At 37.5% G+C, this 20108-nt stretch carries 21 protein-coding genes; 19 read left to right on the forward strand and 2 right to left on the reverse strand.

The genetic code is table 11. From position 1 onward, the window contains the following. The first annotated feature begins 1 nt into the window (after nucleotide 1). From ACOV1Q_RS09335 to ACOV1Q_RS09385, 11 genes are all read left to right on the forward strand, one after another. Nucleotides 2–1894: an HsdM family class I SAM-dependent methyltransferase gene (locus ACOV1Q_RS09335; RefSeq protein ID WP_424494119.1), complete on the forward strand. Its 1893-nt coding sequence runs from the start codon at nucleotides 2–4 to the stop codon at nucleotides 1892–1894. A 533-nt stretch (nucleotides 1895–2427) separates the two neighbouring features. Beyond that, entirely contained in the window at nucleotides 2428–3993 is a 1566-nt protein-coding gene (locus tag ACOV1Q_RS09340; protein WP_424494120.1) for a site-specific DNA-methyltransferase, read from the forward strand. Nucleotides 3994–3995: 2 nt separating this feature from the next. Beyond that, the gene (locus ACOV1Q_RS09345; protein WP_424494121.1) at nucleotides 3996–4487 is read left to right on the forward strand and encodes a nucleotidyltransferase substrate binding protein; all 492 of its coding nucleotides are present in this window, start codon (nucleotides 3996–3998) and stop codon (nucleotides 4485–4487) included. Further along, a complete protein-coding gene (locus ACOV1Q_RS09350) occupies nucleotides 4465–4785 on the forward strand; it encodes a nucleotidyltransferase domain-containing protein (RefSeq protein ID WP_424494122.1) in 321 nt (106 codons plus the stop codon). Before ACOV1Q_RS09345 ends, ACOV1Q_RS09350 begins: the two co-directional genes overlap by 23 nt. After that, nucleotides 4782–7436, forward strand: a complete 2655-nt coding sequence (locus ACOV1Q_RS09355; protein ID WP_424494123.1) for a restriction endonuclease — start codon at nucleotides 4782–4784, stop codon at nucleotides 7434–7436. The genes ACOV1Q_RS09350 and ACOV1Q_RS09355 overlap by 4 nt, the downstream gene beginning before the upstream one ends. Nucleotides 7437–7465: 29 nt before the next feature. Continuing rightward, nucleotides 7466–8416 (forward strand): toll/interleukin-1 receptor domain-containing protein, encoded by a 951-nt coding sequence (locus ACOV1Q_RS09360; RefSeq protein ID WP_424494124.1) that lies wholly within the window; start codon nucleotides 7466–7468, stop codon nucleotides 8414–8416. A gap of 14 nt (nucleotides 8417–8430) precedes the next feature. Continuing rightward, nucleotides 8431–8739 carry a hypothetical protein gene (locus ACOV1Q_RS09365; protein ID WP_424494125.1) on the forward strand — a complete coding sequence of 103 codons (309 nt, stop codon included), beginning with the start codon at nucleotides 8431–8433 and terminating at the stop codon, nucleotides 8737–8739. A gap of 35 nt (nucleotides 8740–8774) precedes the next feature. Further along, complete coding sequence (locus ACOV1Q_RS09370) at nucleotides 8775–9599, forward strand: hypothetical protein (RefSeq protein ID WP_424494126.1); 825 nt, start codon at nucleotides 8775–8777, stop codon at nucleotides 9597–9599. A gap of 638 nt (nucleotides 9600–10237) precedes the next feature. Next, entirely contained in the window at nucleotides 10238–10519 is a 282-nt protein-coding gene (locus tag ACOV1Q_RS09375; protein WP_424494127.1) for a helix-turn-helix domain-containing protein, read from the forward strand. Between the two features lie 5 nt (nucleotides 10520–10524). Beyond that, nucleotides 10525–11277: a hypothetical protein gene (locus tag ACOV1Q_RS09380; RefSeq protein ID WP_424494128.1), complete on the forward strand. Its 753-nt coding sequence runs from the start codon at nucleotides 10525–10527 to the stop codon at nucleotides 11275–11277. Then, nucleotides 11261–11923 (forward strand): P-loop NTPase family protein, encoded by a 663-nt coding sequence (locus ACOV1Q_RS09385; protein WP_424494129.1) that lies wholly within the window; start codon nucleotides 11261–11263, stop codon nucleotides 11921–11923. The genes ACOV1Q_RS09380 and ACOV1Q_RS09385 overlap by 17 nt, the downstream gene beginning before the upstream one ends. Before the next feature lie 160 nt (nucleotides 11924–12083). Here the strand turns inward: ACOV1Q_RS09385 and ACOV1Q_RS09390 are convergent, their stop codons facing one another. Beyond that, entirely contained in the window at nucleotides 12084–12734 is a 651-nt protein-coding gene (locus ACOV1Q_RS09390) for an N-acetylmuramoyl-L-alanine amidase family protein (RefSeq protein ID WP_424494130.1), read from the reverse strand. A 194-nt stretch (nucleotides 12735–12928) separates the two neighbouring features. Between ACOV1Q_RS09390 and ACOV1Q_RS09395 the strand changes: the two genes are divergently transcribed. Then, nucleotides 12929–13216 carry a hypothetical protein gene (locus tag ACOV1Q_RS09395; RefSeq protein WP_168137820.1) on the forward strand — a complete coding sequence of 96 codons (288 nt, stop codon included), beginning with the start codon at nucleotides 12929–12931 and terminating at the stop codon, nucleotides 13214–13216. 16 nt (nucleotides 13217–13232) lie between these two features. Here ACOV1Q_RS09395 and ACOV1Q_RS09400 read toward each other — a convergent pair whose 3' ends face one another. Then, nucleotides 13233–13376, reverse strand: coding sequence for a hypothetical protein (locus ACOV1Q_RS09400; protein WP_209309947.1), 144 nt, complete (start codon nucleotides 13374–13376; stop codon nucleotides 13233–13235). 110 nt (nucleotides 13377–13486) lie between these two features. Here ACOV1Q_RS09400 and ACOV1Q_RS09405 point away from each other — a divergent pair, with 110 nt between their 5' ends. Genes ACOV1Q_RS09405 through ACOV1Q_RS09435 form a run of 7 tightly spaced genes read left to right on the forward strand, consistent with a single transcriptional unit; the run spans nucleotide 13487 to nucleotide 20063 of the window. After that, entirely contained in the window at nucleotides 13487–15907 is a 2421-nt protein-coding gene (locus ACOV1Q_RS09405; protein WP_424494131.1) for a TraG family conjugative transposon ATPase, read from the forward strand. 4 nt (nucleotides 15908–15911) lie between these two features. Continuing rightward, entirely contained in the window at nucleotides 15912–16481 is a 570-nt protein-coding gene (locus ACOV1Q_RS09410) for a conjugal transfer protein (protein ID WP_424494132.1), read from the forward strand. Between the two features lie 2 nt (nucleotides 16482–16483). Further along, a complete protein-coding gene (locus ACOV1Q_RS09415) occupies nucleotides 16484–17326 on the forward strand; it encodes a hypothetical protein (RefSeq protein WP_265164247.1) in 843 nt (280 codons plus the stop codon). Then, nucleotides 17323–17937 carry a conjugal transfer protein TraK gene (locus tag ACOV1Q_RS09420; RefSeq protein ID WP_424494133.1) on the forward strand — a complete coding sequence of 205 codons (615 nt, stop codon included), beginning with the start codon at nucleotides 17323–17325 and terminating at the stop codon, nucleotides 17935–17937. The genes ACOV1Q_RS09415 and ACOV1Q_RS09420 overlap by 4 nt, the downstream gene beginning before the upstream one ends. Then, on the forward strand, nucleotides 17927–18856 hold the full coding sequence (traM, locus tag ACOV1Q_RS09425; protein ID WP_265164250.1) for a conjugative transposon protein TraM: 930 nt from the start codon (nucleotides 17927–17929) through the stop codon (nucleotides 18854–18856). The genes ACOV1Q_RS09420 and traM overlap by 11 nt, the downstream gene beginning before the upstream one ends. Next, entirely contained in the window at nucleotides 18853–19692 is an 840-nt protein-coding gene (locus ACOV1Q_RS09430) for a DUF4138 domain-containing protein (RefSeq protein ID WP_424494134.1), read from the forward strand. Before traM ends, ACOV1Q_RS09430 begins: the two co-directional genes overlap by 4 nt. A gap of 8 nt (nucleotides 19693–19700) precedes the next feature. After that, nucleotides 19701–20063 (forward strand): hypothetical protein, encoded by a 363-nt coding sequence (locus ACOV1Q_RS09435; protein ID WP_265164252.1) that lies wholly within the window; start codon nucleotides 19701–19703, stop codon nucleotides 20061–20063. Nucleotides 20064–20108: the final 45 nt, after the last annotated feature.

Here is a 20108-nt window from a genome sequence, read left to right on the forward strand (position 1 = left end):
TATGAATCAACATGTATTAAAATATTTACGTCAGTACTCTACTAACATTAGAGATATAAATAGACTTTTAGTTTCTTCATATCTGAAGGTTAATGATTTTCAGAATATTTCTAATGAACTAATTAAAGGCTATATCATAAATGAGGATGAAGAAATTGATGAATTAAACAAATTCTTAGCTCTCTTTAGAAATAAACTTTTCACTTTAGAAGAGTTGATCGAATTTTTTGAGTTTGTTATATCTCCAAGTGATAAAATAGTAAATGGCGCAGTTTATACCCCAAAATATATTCGAGATTATATAGTATCGGAGTCGATTGCAAATTATGAGAACTTAGAAGATTTAACCGCGTGCGATATTGCTTGTGGTTGTGGTGGATTTTTATTTCAATATGCACTAAAAATTCACCAAATAACTGGTAAAGAATTTATTCAGATAATTGAACAAAACCTTTACGGAATTGATATTACCGGCTATAGTATTGAGCGGACTAAAATTTTATTAATATTATTGGCTCTTTCACAAGGAGAAGATCAGGAAGAAATCCAGTTTAATTTATATATAGGAGATTCTCTGGAATTTAATTGGTTTGAAAATTCCCAAATTATCGCAGATAATGAAGGATTTGACTTTATCTTCAGCAACCCTCCCTATGTCGGGTCATCGAATTTAGAAGAGGAGACTAAAAATCTGATGAAGAATTGGTCTGTAGCCTCAACTGGTAAATTGGACTTGTATATACCATTTTTTGAAATTGGACTTAAATGGCTTAAAGAAAGTGGTGCTTTAGGATATATCACTGTAAATAACTTTTACAGAAGTTTAAATGGTAGAGCATTGCGCAATTACTTTTCCGAGAAATGCTTTCAGTTTGATTTAATTGATTTTGGTAGCGAACAAGTATTTAAATCAAGACAAACTTATACTTGTATTTGCCTAATTTCTAAACGAAGAGGTTATTTAAATTATACGAGTTCTAAGCCTGAAAATATTAATGAATTATCAGAACGTGATTTTATAAAGTTTGAGTACTCTGATTTGAATGATTTCATTGGATGGAAATTAGATGATGCTAAGACTAAACTGAATTTAGAGAGGCTAGAAAATTCTGGTAAAAAATTAGGTGATTTATTGAGTATTAGAAATGGCTTTGCAACGCTTCGCAATAAAATTTACTTATTCTCCCCTATTCGGGAAGATGATGACTGGTATTATTTTGAAAAAGATTCTACAGAATACAGGGTAGAAAAGGAGATTTGTAAAGATGCTATTAAGCCTAACATTTTGAAGAATGAAGTAGATTTGGAAACTTTCAATGAAAAAATTATTTTTCCCTACACCATAATTGACGAGAAGAATGTTGATTTATTTCAAAACTCGCAAAATCGTAAGGTGAAATTTATTCCGGAAAATTATTTCCAGGAGAATTTCCCTCAAGCTTATAAGTACCTGAGTAATTATAAAGAAGAATTATCAAAAAGAGACAAGGGAAAAAGAGAATACGAAATCTGGTATGCGTATGGACGTACTCAGGCTCTAAATATTAATGGTCTTAAATTACTTTTCCCTTATATTTCCAATGCTCCTTATTTCGTCTATACCAACAATCAGGATTTGCTATTTTATAATGGCTACGCTTTGGTTTCAGAAAACGAAGAAGAATTGTTATTTATTAAAAAACTACTTGAGACCGATGTTTTTTGGTATTACATAAAGTACACTAGTAAACCATATTCTAGTGGATATTTTGCATTAGCTAAGAACTATGTGAAGAATTTCAGCATTCCTGTATTCACGGATGAGGAGAAATGGAAGTTTATGAATTTAAATAAAAGATCTGCTATAAATAAATTTTTATTAAACAAGTATAATATTATTGATATGGAATTATAATCTAAATGATTTCTAAAAAATATTATTTAAAGGAGGAAAGCTAGGAAAATTGTGACCTTCACAAAAAATAAAACTACAGATTCTTCATTAAATGTTTTTCCATAATTTAAATCCTTTCTCTTTCTACACAATAACATCCTTCCTAAAGATTATCTCCTTCAAACTTTTTCCTAAATTGTCCTACTATAATAAATTACCTGAATTCTATGGACGGCACAAGCCAAACCCCTCACCAAGAAAAACTTGAGCAATTAAAAAAGATATTACCCGAAGCCTTTAGTGAAGGAAAAATAGATTGGGAAAAATTAAAAGCTACCCTGGGGGAAGATATCAACTTTAGCAATGAACGTTACGTGCTGAACTGGGCAGGGAAGAGCGATGCTTTTAAGGCGTTGCAAAGCCCCACTACGAAAACCTTAATTCCTGCCAAGGAAGAATCTGTCAATTTTGTTGAAACTGAGAATATCTTCATAGAAGGGGAAAACCTGGAGGTTCTAAAAATCCTTCAAAAAAGCTATTTCGGAAAGGTGAAGATGATTTACATTGACCCACCTTATAACACCGGGAACGACTCCTTTATCTATCCGGATAAGTTCTCAGAAACGAGACAAGAGTACCAAAAACGGGTTGGTGACATAGATGAGGAGGGCTACTTGACTCGGGAGGGTAATTATGCTAAAAACAGCAAGGAGAATGGCCAATATCACAGTAACTGGCTTAACATGATGTTCCCGCGGCTTTTCCTGGCGAAAAACCTTTTAAAGGAAAATGGGTTGATCTTCGTTTCTATAGATGACAACGAAGTGCATAATCTCCGTCTTCTATTGAATGAGATTTTTGGAGAAGAAAATTTCGTTGCTTCTTTTATATGGGAGAAAAGAACAAACCGAGAAAATAGAAAAGTTGTTTCCAATAGGCATGATTATATTCTTTGCTATTCGAAATTACAAATAGAAGGGGTTCGAGCTATTAATCAACTTCCAATGAACAAAAAAGCCTTGTCAAATTATAAAAACCCTGATAATGACACCAGAGGCTTATGGAAATCTGACCCCGCAACTGCACAAGCTGGACACGGAACTAAGGCACAATTTTATGATTTAATTGCACCAAACGGAAAAGTCCACAAACTTCAAAGTGGAAGATGTTGGTTATATACCAGTGATGTTATGAATGAAGCAATAGAAGATAATAGGATTTGGTTTGGAAAAGATGGCAATGGGGTTCCAAGAGTAAAAACATATTTAACAGCAAAAGAAAGAGGATTAACACCAGAAACTATATTATTCGCTAATGACGTTGGAACAACGGAATCTGCAAAAAATAAAATAAAAGATTTATTCGATGGGATTGCGGTATTTGAAACACCTAAATCAGTTAAGCTAGTAGAACGTTTAATTCAAATGGGAACGAAAGATGGAATTGTTCTAGATTTTTTTTCTGGTTCGGGAACTTTAAATCACGCTGTGTCAAATGTTAATGCAAAAGATGGTGGCAATAGAAAATCTATATCGGTTCAACTCCCCGAACAATGTGATGAAAAAAGCGAAGCTTATAAAGCAGGTTTTAAAACCATAGCTGATATTGCCAAAGAACGAATTCGTCGGGCGGGCAAGAAAATTGAAGAAGAAATAAAAGCTGAACAAGAAAAGAAAAAAGGAGAGTTAGGCTTTGAAGAAGAGAGCTCTTCTTCAAAGCCCGACCTAGGTTTTAAAGTTTTCAAACTTGCCGATAGTAACTTTAAACAATGGCAGCAAATTAAAAACAAAGATGCGGCCGCCCTGGAAGAACAAATGAAACTCTTTGTGGACCCGGTGAACAAAAAAGCCACTACGCAAAATATGGTTTATGAGCTTCTTCTTAAAAGTGGGAAGGATCTAAACAGCAGCATCCAAGACAAAAAAGGCTTCACCTCCATAAACCAGGGAGAACTTATTTTTGTATTAGAAGAAGTAAACCAGGACATTTTCACGTCCATACTAGAAGAAAGCCCTCAAAAAGTGATTGCGCTGGATAAATTATTCAAGGGCAATGACCAGCTAAAAACTAATACTGCCCTGCAAATGAAAGATGCGGGAATTGAATTTAAAACTATTTAAATATGGAGCAGGTAAGATGGAAGCAGCGATTCAATAATCTCGAAAAGGCTTTTCAGAAACTAAAACGTGGTTTGGATCTATTTGACTTTGAACTGTACCAGGAAAAAAGAGTTGATCTAAGGAAAAATCTGGACACTGAAAATGAACAATTCCTTATGGGAGAACTTGAACAGTTAGATCTGGAAAGGGAAGGCCTTATTCAGCGCTTTGAATATACTTTTGAACTATTTCTTCTCACCATGAAGGATTATATGAAATTCACAGGAGAAGCTCCCGAGGAAATTTCGGGCAACAGTGGTATCCTTAAAAAGGCTTTATCCCGTGGAATTATTGAAGATCACGATGGCTGGAGAAAAATGCTCAAATCCAGAAATCTCACCTCACATACTTACAACGAAGAAACTGCCGACGAAATTACCCGCGATATTATAGAGATTTTCTTTCCACTTATGCAAAAACTATATATTACCCTTGAGCAACAATACTTTAAATAATTACGGACTTTCTTCTGAGACTCTTAATCTACTCAACGATGTGTTTAGGAGTTTTCCGGAAATCGAAATGGTAAAAATATTTGGTTCTCGAGCTATGGGTAACTATCGTCCAGGCTCTGATATCGATCTCGTTATTATTTCTCGTTATTTATCTCATGAAGAACATCTCAAAATCTTAAATGCGCTGGAGGACCTGGAGCTTCTTTACGAAATAGATTGTTTAATCTACAGGTCAATTAAAGAACCTGCACTTAAAGAACATATCGATGATTATGGTAAAATCTTATATAAGGCATGAAGTTTAAATTTGAAGCAGATCTCGAATATCAAAAAGAAGCCTTTAATGCGATAACAGGTATTTTTGAAGGTCAACCCACAGAAGATTCCATAAGGGAGTTTGGGCTTCAGGAGGAATCCAGCCTTAATTTCATCAATGGGGTAAGCAATAAACTCGCCCTTTCTGAAGAACAGGTACTGCAAAACCTTCAGGAAATCCAGAAAAAAAATGATATTCTACCTTCGAAGGAATTGGATGGAATGAACTTTTCTGTAGAAATGGAAACCGGTACGGGAAAAACCTATGTCTACCTAAGGAGTGTTTACGAACTGTACGAGAAGTACGGCTTCAAAAAATATGTTATCGTAGTCCCTTCGGTCGCCATTAGGGAGGGTGTATTGAAAAACCTGCAAATTACCCACGACCATTTTCAAAACCTGTACGATAATATCCCGGTGAATTTCCAGGTGTACGATAGCTCAAAGGTATCTGTCCTTAGAGGGTTCGCTACCGGAAACACCATTGAAATCCTGGTAATCAACATCGACTCCTTTGCCAAGGATGAAAATATCATTAACCGTCCCAATGACAAACTAAGCGGCCAGAAACCTGTGGAGTTTATCCAGTCCACCAATCCTATTGTAATTGTGGATGAACCCCAGAACATGGAGACAGAAAAAAGGGCTGCTGCATTAGAAAATTTAAAGCCCCTCTGTACGCTCCGTTTTTCGGCCACGCACAGGAATAGGTATAATCTCATTTACAGCCTCAATCCAGTTAAAGCTTATGACCTGGGTCTTGTAAAGCAGATTGAGGTAGATTCCATTATGGAAGAAAATGCATATAACGATGCTTTTGTTGCTGTAGAATCTATCACTGCGACCAAGACCAAAGTCCTGGCAAAAATTTCCATTAATGTGAATGACAAAGGAGGGGTGAAAAAGAAAAAGGTTTCTGTAAAAGTTGGCGATGATCTTTACCGGCTTTCCAATCAAAGGGAAGTTTATTCCAACGGTTATATCATTGAGGAAATAGATGCGGCGAACAAATGCATTTCAATGTCCAATGGGAACCTCCTCTACCAGGGAAATAGCCAGGGTGGACTCGGTGACGAAGTAATGAAATTCCAGATAAGGAAAACAATAGAGGAACACCTCAAAAAGGAAAAACGCCTTCAACCAAAAGGAATCAAGGTCCTCTCCCTCTTCTTTATAGACAAAGTGGCCAACTACAGGGAATACAGTGAAACAGGGGTTGTCCTCCCCGGGAAATTCGCCCGGTGGTTTGAAGAAATTTATCAGGAATACGTTTCAAAACCTGCTTTCAAGGATTTAGACAATTTTCCTGTGGACAAGGTGCATAACGGATATTTTTCCACAGATAAAAAAGGAATACTAAAAGACACCTCGGGCATGACCAAGGCTGATGATGACACCTACAGCCTTATCATGAAAGACAAGGAGAAGTTATTGGACCTCGAAACCCCACTGCGGTTTATTTTCTCCCATTCGGCTTTGCGTGAAGGTTGGGACAACCCAAACGTCTTCCAGATCTGTACGCTCAACGAAACAAAATCTGACATAAAGAAACGCCAGGAAATTGGCCGCGGACTAAGACTGGCCGTTGACGGTGAAGGTAATAGAATTTATGACCAGAACATCAATCGGTTGACGGTCATAGCTAACGAAGCCTACGACGATTTTGCAAAGGCTCTACAGAAGGAGATAGAAGAAGAATGTGGGGTACAATTTAAAGGAAGGATCAAAAACCGAAAAGACCGGGAAGCTGTGAAATACCGCAAAGGTTTTGAAGCCGATCCTAAATTCCTTGAAATTTGGGAGAAGATCAAACAAAGGACGAAATATCGGGTTGATTATAAGACATCGGAATTGATCATTGCCGCTGCCAAAGCAGTCAAAGAACTCCCTTCAATAAAGGCCCCGTCCATAAGATCGACCAAAGTTTCTATTGGCATGGACGAAAAAGGAATTGAAACCAGGTACGCGGGTGACAAAGTGGAATCATTTGAAAACTATGGCTGGCAAATTCCAGATATCCTTGGCTATATCCAGAGCAAGACAGAATTGACACGATCTACGGTATATGAAATCCTTAGCGAATCGGGCCGTGTAAAGGATGTGTTAGTGAATCCTCAATTGTTTTTGGACCTCTCTTCCAATGCCATAAGCAGAAGCCTCTTCAATCTCATGATAGAAGGCATCAAGTATGAGGAGATAGGCGGCCGGGAATATGAAATGAAGCTGTTTGAAGCACAGGAACTGGAAATATACTTGAACAAATTCACTTTTAAGGTTAGTGATCCCTCAAAAACTATTTATGAAGATTTAATGCCCCTGGATTCGGGTGCTGAAAGCCAGTTTGCACAGGACTGTGAAAGCAGCCCTCAAATAAAATTCTATTTCAAGTTACCTTTTTGGTTCAAGATTCCAACCCCCATAGGCAGCTATAATCCGGACTGGGCTGTAGTATTTGAAGATGATTCGAAGATTTATTTTGTGGCCGAAACCAAAGATACCGGACCCGGTGAGGTGGACCTGGCAAAACTTAAGGTTGATGAACAACTAAAAATAAAATGTGGGAAAGCACATTTTAAACAACTGGACGAAGTGGAATACAGGGTGGTAAGCAAGGTGGGGCAGTTGGTGGAATAAGGTATTCAGAACAATAAAAATAAATTCAAATGAAAGCTTTTATCTCTTATAGTCATTTTGATGAAAATCATTTAAATCACTTACATAAACATTTAGCCCAATTGGAAAGGGATAAATCGCTCGATGCCTGGACTGATAATGAGATCCTGGCAGGAAGTAAAATTGATGAAAAAGTTGCTGCTGCGCTGCTGGACAGTGATTTGTTCCTGGCACTCCTAAGCCCTGATTATATCAATTCAAACTACTGTTACGAAAAGGAATTTCAAAAGGCCCTGGAGATGCAGGAGAGGGACGAATTGATTATTGTACCTATTATCGTAGAGCCGTGTGACTGGCTCAATACTCCCTTCAAGAAATTTAAGGCACTTCCTAAAGATGGGAAAGCCATTTCTGAATGGAGCAATACAAATACCGCTCTTTTAAACATTATTCAGAACCTCAGAATGTTAATTGTAGGCACAGATACAAATCATTCCCCCCAGCCTGGTCACAAAACATCCCCTACAAGAAATTATAAAATTCAGAGGGATTTTGATTCCATCCAGAAGATGGATTTTTTGGAAGAAACCTTCAGTAAAATGAAAGTTCACCTCAAGAAAAATATTGAGGAGTTGAATCTTTTAAATAACATCCAGGCGAAAATTGTAAAAGAGAATAAAAACACCTTCCAAGCTATTCTGGTCAACAGGAATAAGATAAATAGCGAATCTATGCTTAGCATAACTACAGATGAGAAAATGGCCATTCCAAGGATAAGTTTTGGGAACTCGAATTTTAATATTTCATATTCTACCGGCGAAAAAAGGCAGCAACATTTTAATAATACCTTTAGCCTTGCAAATGATGAATACGATATGTTTTGGGAAAATTCCTCTGTACATTCCTTCTCATACGGTCAAGAGAAGGAAAGGCTGACCGAAAGGGATATGGTGGACCAGATTTGGACCGAGTGGTTGAAAAGTGTGGGAATAGAATTCTAAAACAACCTGTCGCCATGGAAAAATTACTTCGAGAATTACTGGATAAAGTGAGTGAGATACAGGCAAATCAGGAGAAAATATTATCCCACTTAGATGATTCTATCCTCTACCCCAAACCAAGACAAGAATCTGACTCTGAAAAAAAGAAAAGTAAAAAAGAAAGAGAGGAAGAGGAAAGAGAAGAAATGATCGCTGTAATTATGCACGCACCCCGCATAAGAGAAAAATTCAATCTTGCAGTTACACCTCAAACACACCGAGTTATCGCCTATCTTAGAACTGGCAATGAGTCTGCTTTTGATGGTTTAAAGCGCAAGAATTAAGAAATTATACATAAATACACTCACCTAAAAGGAACATGAACAAATCCATCACCTATCAACGTAAACTCATAGATGTAGAAAAGAAATTGGGCTTTCTCTATGTTCCAGCAAAGGCACGGGAATTACTGCCCAATGAAAATGCCGAAATAAGACTACTGCTTCCGGGGGAGAAAACCCCCAGCATCAAAACTTACAACGCCGACCACAACCGCATTTTTGGTTTAACCCCTTTTTACAAAAAGCATAAGCTAAAAACCGGAGATATGGTTTCAGTAGAGATTTCAGAAGATTTGATCACCATAAGCCTTCAGCAACAGGAAAAAATAGAGGATTCCGAAGAAAAAGAAGAAGAAACTTTTATCGATATTTCTGGTCTCTCCTCGCAATCAAAAGGAAATATAGGGGAAGACAGGGTAAAGGAAATCATCTTGTTGTACAGTCAGGGCCTTCTTAATGTCTATAAACCTGTAATTGATGACCGAGGAATAGATCTTATAGTTCTAAAGGAAAAGATCTATAATCCTATTTATCTCCAGGTTAAAACCAGGTTTAATGTTCACAAACGAAATACCTTAATCTTAACTATCAACGGGAACACCTTTAAACCGCATCACTCCTACTTTATAGTTGGCTTATCTTTTAACCAGGAAAGAATGGAGATGGATGATGATATTCTGTTTATTCCCTCCGAGGAAATACCGGAATTGGCCAGCAAACTGAATGATGGCAATTGGAGAGTTACAGTTTCCATTACAAATGGGAAAACAACAGGCAAATACAAGAAGTATTTTGTCACCAAAGAGGAACTGGTGAATAAGCTGCTAGAGCGGATTGACCTGGTAAATGAAATTGTAAATTAATAAAATTATGACTTAATGTTACTCTATTAACCCTTTAAGGATATTCCTCCTTCTTCAAATCATGTGTGATTTCCGAAATATTTTGAAGTCTTGTTTTTGCTCTAGTATATAAATCGTTGTAATCTAATTTGTTCAGGTAATGCGGCCCTTCATTGGTATCAAAACAAATCAACCAAAACTCTAACGATAATCTTGCCGAAAGTTTAGAAAAGGTTCTCACCTTTTCTAACCAGTCTTCTGGTTTTAACCAGATAAATTGCTTGGTTGGAGAGAAATCAACAGTTGAATTTCATAGCCACATTTTCTTTATTCGGATAGAATTTATAGTATTTTTTCAGCCTTTCAAATATTGTTAAAAAAAAACCGTACTACGGTTGACATACCGAAAACTTGTTCTTACCAAATCGCAATGTATTTTCATGCTATTTGACAATACAAAAACAACCGAACAGACTTGAAATATGTCCAGATCCGATCAAATTTCAAGATGTTAAATTTTGACCGTACTACGGTCGTACTGGGGAATAATATCCAGTAAATCCTCCCAACTTTGTAGAACGAAAGTCAAACCTTGATAGGGACTATCAACTAAAAAGATTAATCATTTGATAGTCCCTTTCTTTAAAAACTGTTCTATTATGCCAACAAGTATTATTACCACCGACGATCTTCGGGAGTTCAAATTAGAATTGCTCGAGGAGATTAGAAATCTCATCATCAAACAATCATCAGGAACTTTGAAGAAATATCTAAAATCTTCAGATGTGATGGATCTGCTCCAGGTAAGTCCGGGAACTCTTCAAAATTTAAGAATTAACGGCACCCTACCCTACACCAAAGTTGGAGGAATTATTTACTATGATGCCGAGGAAATCCAAAATGTGATGACCGCCAATCGGGTGCATCACAATTTTGATTAGTTATCATGAATTACATAAAGAAACTGAATGCGGTTTTTGAAAAGTTCTTTTTTGATGACCGTTTGAATCCGACCCATATTAGCCTGTATATGGCCCTATTCCAGGAGTGGAACAGCAGCCGATTTGCAAGTGAGTTTTTCATTAACCGAAGGGAATTGATGCGTGTGGCCAAGATCGGCTCAAAATCTACTTATCACAGGTGCATGGTAGATCTTGATTCTTGGAACTACCTTACCTATTTCCCATCCAATAATCCATACAAAGGCAGTAAAATCAAGATGTTCGATTTTGAGACATCAGATAAATCGTTCACGGAAGATCAGGATCCTATATTGGAACAGCTCGCGGAACAGTACCATCCCAAAAATGAACCAGTAGTGTACCGACACTGTCCCAATGGTGGCCAAGCAGCGAACCCGCACCGTCCCATGAGTGGACAAGCATTGGTATCTAATATAAACAGTATTAAACATGAAAACATTAATCAACATCCAAAGGACAGGCAGCCTGTCTATTGTTTTTTTAAAGAAAAAGGTTTTTCTGCCGATGAAGGAAAAAAATTCTTTGAACATTATGACGCTAACGATTGGAAGACAAGGGATGGAAAAGCAATTCGTGATTGGCAGGCTTTAGCCGTGAACTGGATGAATCGAACCCGACTATTTGCTGTAGAAAACAAAACAAATAAAAAGGGAGCATCCCAAAATCGAGACAACCTTCGAACCACTAAAACCAAGGATTATGGACAACCCCTCTAAAATCATGGAAGGCGGCATAGAGTATTCGCTTGGCACGTTTGATGGAAAATCGGTGCTTTACGATTTTCCTAAAATCCTGGTTTACCTAAATGCGAAAGGAAAGCTATTGTTTGGCGAGAATTTCAAAATCTACAAGGAAGACAGGGATATTTTACTAAAGCTGTGCTCGTACTTTATCAAGGATAAAGTGAACTGCGATAAATTTGAAATCGATATCAAGAAAGGCCTTCTACTGTCTGGTCCAGTAGGATGTGGAAAAACCAGCTTAATGAAACTACTTCGCCACCTGGTTCCTCTGCGACGGCCATACGAAATGATTCCAAGCCGTAATGTAACCTTTAGTTTCAACCATCTTGGGTACAAGACGATTGAAGATTACGGAAATACAAAATTCTACTGCTTTGATGATTTAGGGGTGGAACCTCCCGGAAGGTTCTACGGAAAAGATTGTAATGTAATGGGGGAAGTTCTTTTATCGCGCCATGAACTTTTTCTACAAACAAAGCAGAAAATTAAAACCCATGCCACGACAAACCTGAACGCTGAAGAGCTGGAGGATCGTTACGGAAACCGCGTTCGCAGCCGAATGCGCGAGTTATTCAATCTTATAGCTTTTGATGAAAATGCAGGGGATAAAAGAAAATAAAAATGAAGTATCTAGAGTATAAGTTTGACCAACTATTCACACAGCATATCACCGGAAATATCCTATTTTTTGATTCCCGATAGATGCTTAAAAATCTCTAACACAAAAGCTTTTACAACATTCCCAATACTCCTAATTACCTTTAAAAATGCTTCTTTCATTATTCCGATTTTGAATGATTAATTATTCCTGATAAAATAGCCAATGCTATTGCTGTAATACCTGATGATCTCGAAAAATGCACTGCCTCAACCGGATTATTTAGAAAGCCCACTTCAATTAGAATAGCCGGACAAAACCTAATCATTTCCCTGAGAACCTGAAATTTGGCCAACTTCATACCTCTGTTTGCAATTTTTATATTAAGAGTAGACTCTCTTACAATCTCATTCCCAAGAGCGATTGAAGTTCTGGTATTATTGTCAACTATTGTAATTCCAGAATTGAAGGTGAAAATTTCCATTCCCCTGGCGACGCTATAAAAGGAATTGCAGTGCAAGGAAATAAATAGATCTCCCCTTAATGATTTTGCTAAGTTGATTCTTTCGGAAAGGGTTAAAAAACTATCATTATATCTTGTAAGATAAATATCATACTCATCTCCAAATATTGATTTATTGAGCCTGATCATTTCTTTTCCTATTGCCAGGACAACATCTTTTTCCTGGATTCCATTTATTCCGATGGCACCAGGGTCTTTGCCTCCATGACCAACATCGACAATAATTCTTTTTTGATATTCTTTTGCCTGCCCAAAAATGACACACATTTTCAGGAGCAAAACCAGAAAAATGACGTTTTTCAGCCTCATGAGCATTTAAGATTTTCAGGTTGTTAAAAATTTTCCTGGTGATTTCAATTCAATTTGACATCATTTAATATCAAACTAACCTATTGAAAATCAAATATTATTTTCTATTTATTATGCTGATTTTCAACGTATTATATTGAAATATATGTATTTTTTCTATAACAAAAACAATACAAAACTTAAAACTGTGCGTTATGAAAAAATCAATCTATCCAACACTTTTTTTGTCCCTGATTTCTTTCCCGCTTTTTGCACAAATCGGGGGAATTGAAAATTCGGTTAATGATATTGCCGATACTATCCGGACCATCTTCCCCATCCTCCTTGGAGTGATTTTTCTTGTTGGTTTCCTGTTTAACGCAGGCCATTTCTTTGGGGAAAATGCAGACCTTAAAAAGGGGATTACCCGGGTGCTCGTCTTTGTCCTTATCGCAGGAGCAGTAGTTGGCATCTTCACTTACTTGATTTCAATCGTGGTCTAATGAAACAATTTGAAGTCTATAGAAACATTAGGAAAGGGGCTGTCATTTTTGGGCTTCCCATCTCCTCCTTTGCTTTAATGATGATTTGCGTAGTAGCTTCATTACTGGTCATCATTTTCTCTTTTAGCTTCTGGATCATCATTGGTGCTTTGATCTTCAATTGTATCTTTTATTTAGTACTAATCAAAATAACCAGAACATCACAGCTCTTTCAGGTGTCGGTAAGATTTCCAGAAATCATCAGCAACAGAAGAAATTCAAATTTTAATTATGAACAAGATTAATCTTACGGACTTTACGCCCATAATCGATATTCAGGACAATATCATTTTTGCCAATAATGGTAACGTGATTCTTTGCTATGAGGGGATGTTACCTGAAATCTATTCTTTATCCGAAAAGGATTTAGAAGATATTCATGGAGTTTGGTTCCAGGCTCTAAAATCTTTGCCTACAGGCATTGTTGTACACAAACAGGATGTTTATTTAAAAAAATCTTATTCTGCGGAGTTATTGCCAAATACTACCTTTTTAGAAAAGGCAACACACGATCATTTTAAAGGCAGGGAATTTATGGAACATCGCTGCTATCTGTTTTTTATCCTCACCAAAAACAAAACATTAAATAACCCGAAGTATGTCAATCCATTTCGAAAGGTCTCTAAAGGAATGTGGCAAGAAATGGATGATAATCTAAATAGTTTCATCAGCTCTGTCAGCGATTCCATTTCCTTCATCAATAATAGCCGAAAGATGTCTTTTGTTCCCCTTGATGAAGTGGAAATTCAAGCTTTGACCAATAGCTTCTTTAATGGATTTCAGGAAGGTTTTGATACAGATATGCTACTGAAGAAATCCAATATTCAGGTTGGCGATAATTTTTTTGATGTCCTTGCTATCAACAGCGAACGCTGTTTTGGCGAAACTGTTCAGAGCAGTAAGGTCAACGAAAGGTTTACTTCGGATGACTTTGTATTCCACCAGGGTTTTATTGACGGCCTCGGCTTAACCCTTAATGAAAATCATATGGTGAACCAGATTCTCTACCTCGATGATAAACAAAAATGGCGGAAGCTTCTTGATAATAAAATTGAAGAACTTCATAAGAGTTCAAATTTCGGATCTCAGAACAAGGTGGTGCTGGGTAAAATTCAGCATATCCTTGACCAGATTAATGCGGATGATACCTCAAGGATTATCCGTGGCCACCTCAATGTCATCTATTGGGCTAAGGAAACCGGAGAGCTGGCCCAGATAGCTTCGAAGGTAAAGACTGAATTTAAGGAGCTGGATATTACGCCGTACTACCCGAGGGGAGAGGAACGAAAAAACTATGTCCTAAATAGCTACTGTTGTTTTTCTTCCAATTTTTCCAATGCAGATTTATATGTGACCGATTTAAAACATGCGCTTTGCCTGCTGATCAATAACACAAATTACAAATCTGATCCCACAGGAATCATCTTCAATGATCGTGAACACAACATCCCAGTGCTAAAGGATGTATGGGACGAAATAAAGAAGCGGATTAAAGCACGAAACTTTGCCATTTTTGCCCCTACAGGGGAAGGAAAATCTTTTCTGGCCAATAATATTCTGCGGCAGTACTTTGAGAGCGGAGTTCGCCTTGTAATTATTGATCTTGGTGGATCTTATACAAAGTTCGCAAAGTTATATCCGGAGAAATATATAGTGTTGAGATATGAGAGTGGAAAAAATCTAGGCATCAATCCGTTCTATATCAGTAATCCAAAGGATATCACGCCTGAACGTCTGGAAGATTTGTCAATGTTCCTGTTTGAACTGTTTGGTTCCGATTTGAAAGTAACCAAGGCCCAGTCTGTTTCAATCAAAAAAATATTGCGCTATTACTACTCCAACGTTCCCGAAAAACATTCCCTGGATAGTTTTTATAGGTTCATAGAAACCAATCAAAAAGATCTACTTCCAAAACTCAAGATCCATCCTGATTATTTCAACATAGTCAACTTTCTACACGTGATGTCCGAATATGTCAGGGACGGCCTGTACAGCTTTCTTTTTGAAATTAGCGAGGATCAGACCTATAAAATTGAAGACAAACGATTGATTGTATTTGAGCTTGATGAAGTAAAGGACAATAAGGAAGTTCTTTCGGTAATGCTTAAGCTTATCAAATCTGCTATCCAGCGGACCATTTGGAAAAACCCTGCGGAGAAAGGAATTATTCTATTTGATGAATTTGCCAAGCAATTAAAATTTGAAAACGTACTGGAGAGTGTAGAGTTCTACTATCAAGCAATTCGGAAACAGAACGGGGCAATCGGTATCATTTTACAATCTATTAACCAGTTGCCAAACAATTCCACCTCGGCAAGCATTCTGGAGAACACCCAGGTTATTTACAGCCTGCACAATGAAAAGGGATATAAGGAGCTGGCCACGCGGTTAAACCTTTCCAGTCATGACCTTAACCAGTTAAAATCTATCAGGAACAATCTTTCCGGAGAGCGCAAGTACACCGAAATGTTTATCAAGATTGGAAAGGAAAGCAATGTTTTTCGTCTGGAAGTGCCAAGGGAGGTATATGCAGCTTATTTAACTGATGGATTTGAAAATGAAGAAATAATGAGGCTCTACCGGGAACATCATGATATGGAAAAGGCCATTAGGCTATATACGACAGAAAATCGGCTAACTATAAAAATTTAAAAACATGAAAAATTTACTTTTAACCCTAAGTTTGATACTATTCATAAATGCCAGTTCCGCCGGTCAGGGAATGCCGGTGTACGATAACACGAACTTTATCAGCCTGGTGAAGTCACTAGTTGAATCTGCCAAGCAAACCGCTCAACTCTTAAAAACTGCGGAATTTCTAAAACAGCAGAAAGAAAATCTTGAAAAGGTGAATTCTGTGGTGAAGCAACTGAAGGCAGTTCATGAAATAGGCCGAAACAATCAACGTCTTATTGGGGTAATGCAAAACGATCTAAGAGAAATCCTGGACTCGCCCTATATCAGACCGGAAGAAGTTATACGGATATCGGAATCTTTTAATGCCATTGTAGATAATTCTTTGGAAACAATGGATTTCATAGATGAAATCTTGTCCAGTGATTATCTAAAAATGAGTGACGGGGAGCGTACAGAAATGCTTCAGGAAAAGGAAATTCAGTCCAGGGAAATGGTTATGGAGATCAATATGAAAACCAACCGCTATCGGAATATCATTTCTTTCAGAAAGATGCAGGATAAGATCAACAATCGTGAAACAAATTTTTAGAGATGAGTGTTATCATTCTTTTAGGAATTGGACTGGAATATGTAGATACTGTTTTCCAGACCATACAGAACAGTGAATTTTCACAGTACACCATAGTGGGAATGAAAACGCTGGCTGTGCTCTTTTTTCTTGTGAACATTCTTAAGAAATACAATGAAGGCATTGCCGATAAAGAAGGCTATACTTGGGGACTAAGCCCGGGGGAACTTGCAAAGAATTTTGCAGTTGTGCTACTGGTAATTTTCTCCACACAAATTTTAGGATTTTTTGATGAAATTTTAGTGGCCATTGAAGATCGCTATCGGGATACGGCTCCTGCCTTGCTACCCTTGCAAATGCAGGACATCCCCATTGAAGAAGATGTAAGCATAGTGGATGCTGCAAGAAAGGCCATGTCTTTGTTGTACGAATTTTTATTAACTCCCTTGTATGGCTTTAAAATGATAGCTTTTATTCTAAGTCTTCTACTATGGATTTTGGACCTGTTCATCTATCCATTGTTCCTGGCTGAACGTTATTTTTTATTAGGGTTAATGCAGGCTTTTTTCCCTCTGGTCATTAGCCTGGCCGTGTTCGAGAAGTTTCGTTCCCTGGCGTATAACTTCTTCAAGTTGTATGCCGCAGTCTATATGCTCGTTCCGGCATTTTTCCTGGTAAACGTTTTTATTAATGCCATATACACGGAAATTAATACCAATTTTTGGACGAACCTTTTCGGTACTGACGTGGGTAGTGATTTTTTTGCCCCGGTAGTTGAACTGGGATCCATCGGGTTTATCTTTTTCCTGAAGTTTAAACTTTACAGGCGGGCAACTTCTTTTACACTAAGACTTTTTACATCATGAAAACACCTTATCAAAATATATATTCCGTGTTAAAGTTAAACAGGTTTGTAGTTATTGCTGTAGTTATTTGCGCATTCTCTTCGAGCATCTTTTCGGGATGGATAGCATTTTCAATCAATAAAAAAGCACTAAATAGTGCCTTTGCGGTTAATACAAACGGAGAGGTAATCCCGTTAAAACTGGTTTCCCAAAAAGAAAACTTCAAGGTGGAAGCACTGGCACATTTGGCGTTATTTCACAATTACTTCTATAACATCGATGCCAGCAATTATGAGAAAAATCTTGAAAAAGCACTTTGGCTGGGAAATAGCTCTGTCGATAATCTATACCGTCAGAAGAAAGCTGATGGTGTTTACAACAGATTAATTCAATATTCACTGGTTCAAAAGGTACTTAGTGTTAACTCTGAACTGGAGGAACAAGAAGAAAAGTACAGCTTTAAAACCACAACAATTTTTGAGATCAACCGCGGATCTGTAATTGACACTTATGAGCTGGTTTCCACAGGAAACCTGATCACTGTAGATCGAAATTTCCCAAACAACCCACACGGGTTGCTTATCACAAACTACTTTGAAAACACTTTAAAGAAACTAGATAATGAAAATTAAGAAGAATAAAATAGTGTTTGGGACTGTAATCGCAGTAATATTCATATTTCTAATTTCCTATTCGCTTATGATTCTTGGCGATGACAAAAGTGAAAGCCAAAATTTGAAACAAACCTTGGTGCCTGAACTAGAACAGGAATCGAAGGAATACGATTCCAAACTAGATGCCATAAATGATTTGAGGGAAGTGCGGGAAACCAACGCTCCCAGTATCTACGATGAGAAGCTGATAGATTCCCTGGGTTTTTATGACACAGATTTAACCGAAAAGGAAAAGGAAAGGATTGTTGACAGTATCTATGAATCCGGACGTATAAAATATTCAGAAAGAATACACCAGGAATTCAGTCCAGAACAAAAATTAGATACCCCCACTCCTCGAGTGGCAAGTGAGGAGACAGAGCAAGAGCAGAAAATCGAGGCCAAAGAGATGGGATTGGAGCATCAACTGTTCTTTGCCTCCTCCCCTACTTCAGATAGTAAGCTTATTGCTGCGGATATCCCTTCGGTTGTATATGCTGTGGTGGATGGAAACCAGGTCGTAAAAGCCAATTCCAGACTCCGGATGCGCTTGACATCCACTGCAAAGATCAATGATCAATGGATTCCCAAAAATACTGTTGTCTATGGTTTTATTAGTTTTCAGCCGAACAGGACACTGGTCGAAGTTGAAAATATAGACCATCATCCGGTAAACCTGAAGGCGTTCGACCTCCAGGATGGCAGCGAAGGTATTTACGTGGAAAACAGTTTCCGCGCCGAGGCAACCAGTGAAGTCCTGGATGATATTATTCAGGAAATAAACATTCCAAGTGTGCCACAAATTAGTGGAATAACCAAGGTACTTAGGCGCAACAACCGGAACGTAAAAGTAACCGTACTCAATGATTACAAACTCATTTTAAAACCAGGTTTATGAAAACAAATGTATTATTTCTATTGTTCCTCACCGCTTGTGCATTTCACCCCAGTTTGGCACAAGAAAGAAAAATCCTCGACACCATTTTTGCAAATGACCAAAAGAATGTGGCTCTGTTCTTTCCGAAACCTATAAGGCAGGGAATAACAGGTTCTGACAATTTTGTTTTTACATATAACCGGGAAGCGGAACAGCATTTTGGACTCTTACAGGCCAAACCCGGAAAAGAAAGTAATCTTCTGGTAATCAACTCAAACGGCTCTATTTTTTCTTATATTTTAAAATATAAGGAACACCTTGATCAGCTGAATTATTTTGTTTTAAAATCTGACACCATAGGCAATGAAAAACCTGAGGTCATCGGTGAATCGCGGGTAAACAAGGAAGAGCCTAAAGAAAGCGACAAAACCTACTACTACGACAAACTTTGCTCCTTTCTGGTTGAACGCAAACAGAAAATAGGGGGGCTAAAAAAACGGAATCAGGATATCGTCTTAACTGTTGAAAATATTGTATTTGATAAAGAAGAACTGTATTTCGTTATCCATATAGAAAATAAATCATCCCTGGATTATGATTTAAATTTTCTGAATGTGGGAATTGAGACTAGGCAAAAAGGTAAAAAGAAATCTTCTCAGACCAATTATCAAGAACCAATATTTACATATGGTCTGCCCACTAGAGTCAAAGAAGGTGAAACAGAAAAACTGGTGTACGTGCTACCAAAATTTTCTTTGGGAGATGACCGTAGGGTAGTACTGGAACTGAATGAAAAAAATGGCGGGAGAAATATTAAATTAAAAGTACCACATAAACATATCAATAATCCTAATTAAAAAGCGTCATGAAAAGAATCCTCCTTTATTCTGTCATTCTAGCTTTGGTAGGTTGTAATGAAAAGAAAATGGCCCACACAGAGACCGCTAAAATTGTTGCAGAAAGTTTCTACTACAAGGACAATGCTACCCTGAAAAAACATACCACCACCGAAAGTTATGCCATTTTATCAAGCCTCCAGGATTTATTTGCTGAAGATGAAAAATCCGAAATTAACTTTGAAGTCATTGAGGATACCATTAATAGTGACGTAGCCTGGGTGCGCTATTCTACTTCGTTCGAAGAAAAACCGAGTATTTTCAAGTTAGTTAAAGAAGATGGGCAGTGGAAGGTAACAGAGCAGAAACCGCGGGAGGAAGAACCATTTTAATTTAACATTTTGCTATCCGATTTTCGAGTGCTGTGATTTTAAATT

Source organism: Salinimicrobium maris (assembly GCF_049680855.1).
Taxonomy (GTDB): domain Bacteria; phylum Bacteroidota; class Bacteroidia; order Flavobacteriales; family Flavobacteriaceae; genus Salinimicrobium.

Coding starts and splice junctions, on each gene's coding strand:
- ACOV1Q_RS09415 (WP_265164247.1), top strand. CDS start 16,484: ATGAGTGTTATCATTCTTTTAGGAATTGGACTGGAATATGTAGATACT.
- ACOV1Q_RS09370 (WP_424494126.1), top strand. CDS start 8,775: ATGAACAAATCCATCACCTATCAACGTAAACTCATAGATGTAGAAAAG.
- ACOV1Q_RS09380 (WP_424494128.1), top strand. CDS start 10,525: ATGAATTACATAAAGAAACTGAATGCGGTTTTTGAAAAGTTCTTTTTT.
- ACOV1Q_RS09410 (WP_424494132.1), top strand. CDS start 15,912: ATGAAAAATTTACTTTTAACCCTAAGTTTGATACTATTCATAAATGCC.
- ACOV1Q_RS09365 (WP_424494125.1), top strand. CDS start 8,431: ATGGAAAAATTACTTCGAGAATTACTGGATAAAGTGAGTGAGATACAG.
- ACOV1Q_RS09430 (WP_424494134.1), top strand. CDS start 18,853: ATGAAAACAAATGTATTATTTCTATTGTTCCTCACCGCTTGTGCATTT.
- ACOV1Q_RS09420 (WP_424494133.1), top strand. CDS start 17,323: ATGAAAACACCTTATCAAAATATATATTCCGTGTTAAAGTTAAACAGG.
- ACOV1Q_RS09375 (WP_424494127.1), top strand. CDS start 10,238: ATGCCAACAAGTATTATTACCACCGACGATCTTCGGGAGTTCAAATTA.
- ACOV1Q_RS09355 (WP_424494123.1), top strand. CDS start 4,782: ATGAAGTTTAAATTTGAAGCAGATCTCGAATATCAAAAAGAAGCCTTT.
- ACOV1Q_RS09345 (WP_424494121.1), top strand. CDS start 3,996: ATGGAGCAGGTAAGATGGAAGCAGCGATTCAATAATCTCGAAAAGGCT.
- ACOV1Q_RS09360 (WP_424494124.1), top strand. CDS start 7,466: ATGAAAGCTTTTATCTCTTATAGTCATTTTGATGAAAATCATTTAAAT.
- ACOV1Q_RS09385 (WP_424494129.1), top strand. CDS start 11,261: ATGGACAACCCCTCTAAAATCATGGAAGGCGGCATAGAGTATTCGCTT.
- ACOV1Q_RS09390 (WP_424494130.1), bottom strand. CDS start 12,734: ATGAGGCTGAAAAACGTCATTTTTCTGGTTTTGCTCCTGAAAATGTGT.
- ACOV1Q_RS09340 (WP_424494120.1), top strand. CDS start 2,428: ATGATTTACATTGACCCACCTTATAACACCGGGAACGACTCCTTTATC.
- ACOV1Q_RS09395 (WP_168137820.1), top strand. CDS start 12,929: ATGAAAAAATCAATCTATCCAACACTTTTTTTGTCCCTGATTTCTTTC.
- traM (WP_265164250.1), top strand. CDS start 17,927: ATGAAAATTAAGAAGAATAAAATAGTGTTTGGGACTGTAATCGCAGTA.
- ACOV1Q_RS09335 (WP_424494119.1), top strand. CDS start 2: ATGAATCAACATGTATTAAAATATTTACGTCAGTACTCTACTAACATT.
- ACOV1Q_RS09405 (WP_424494131.1), top strand. CDS start 13,487: ATGAACAAGATTAATCTTACGGACTTTACGCCCATAATCGATATTCAG.
- ACOV1Q_RS09435 (WP_265164252.1), top strand. CDS start 19,701: ATGAAAAGAATCCTCCTTTATTCTGTCATTCTAGCTTTGGTAGGTTGT.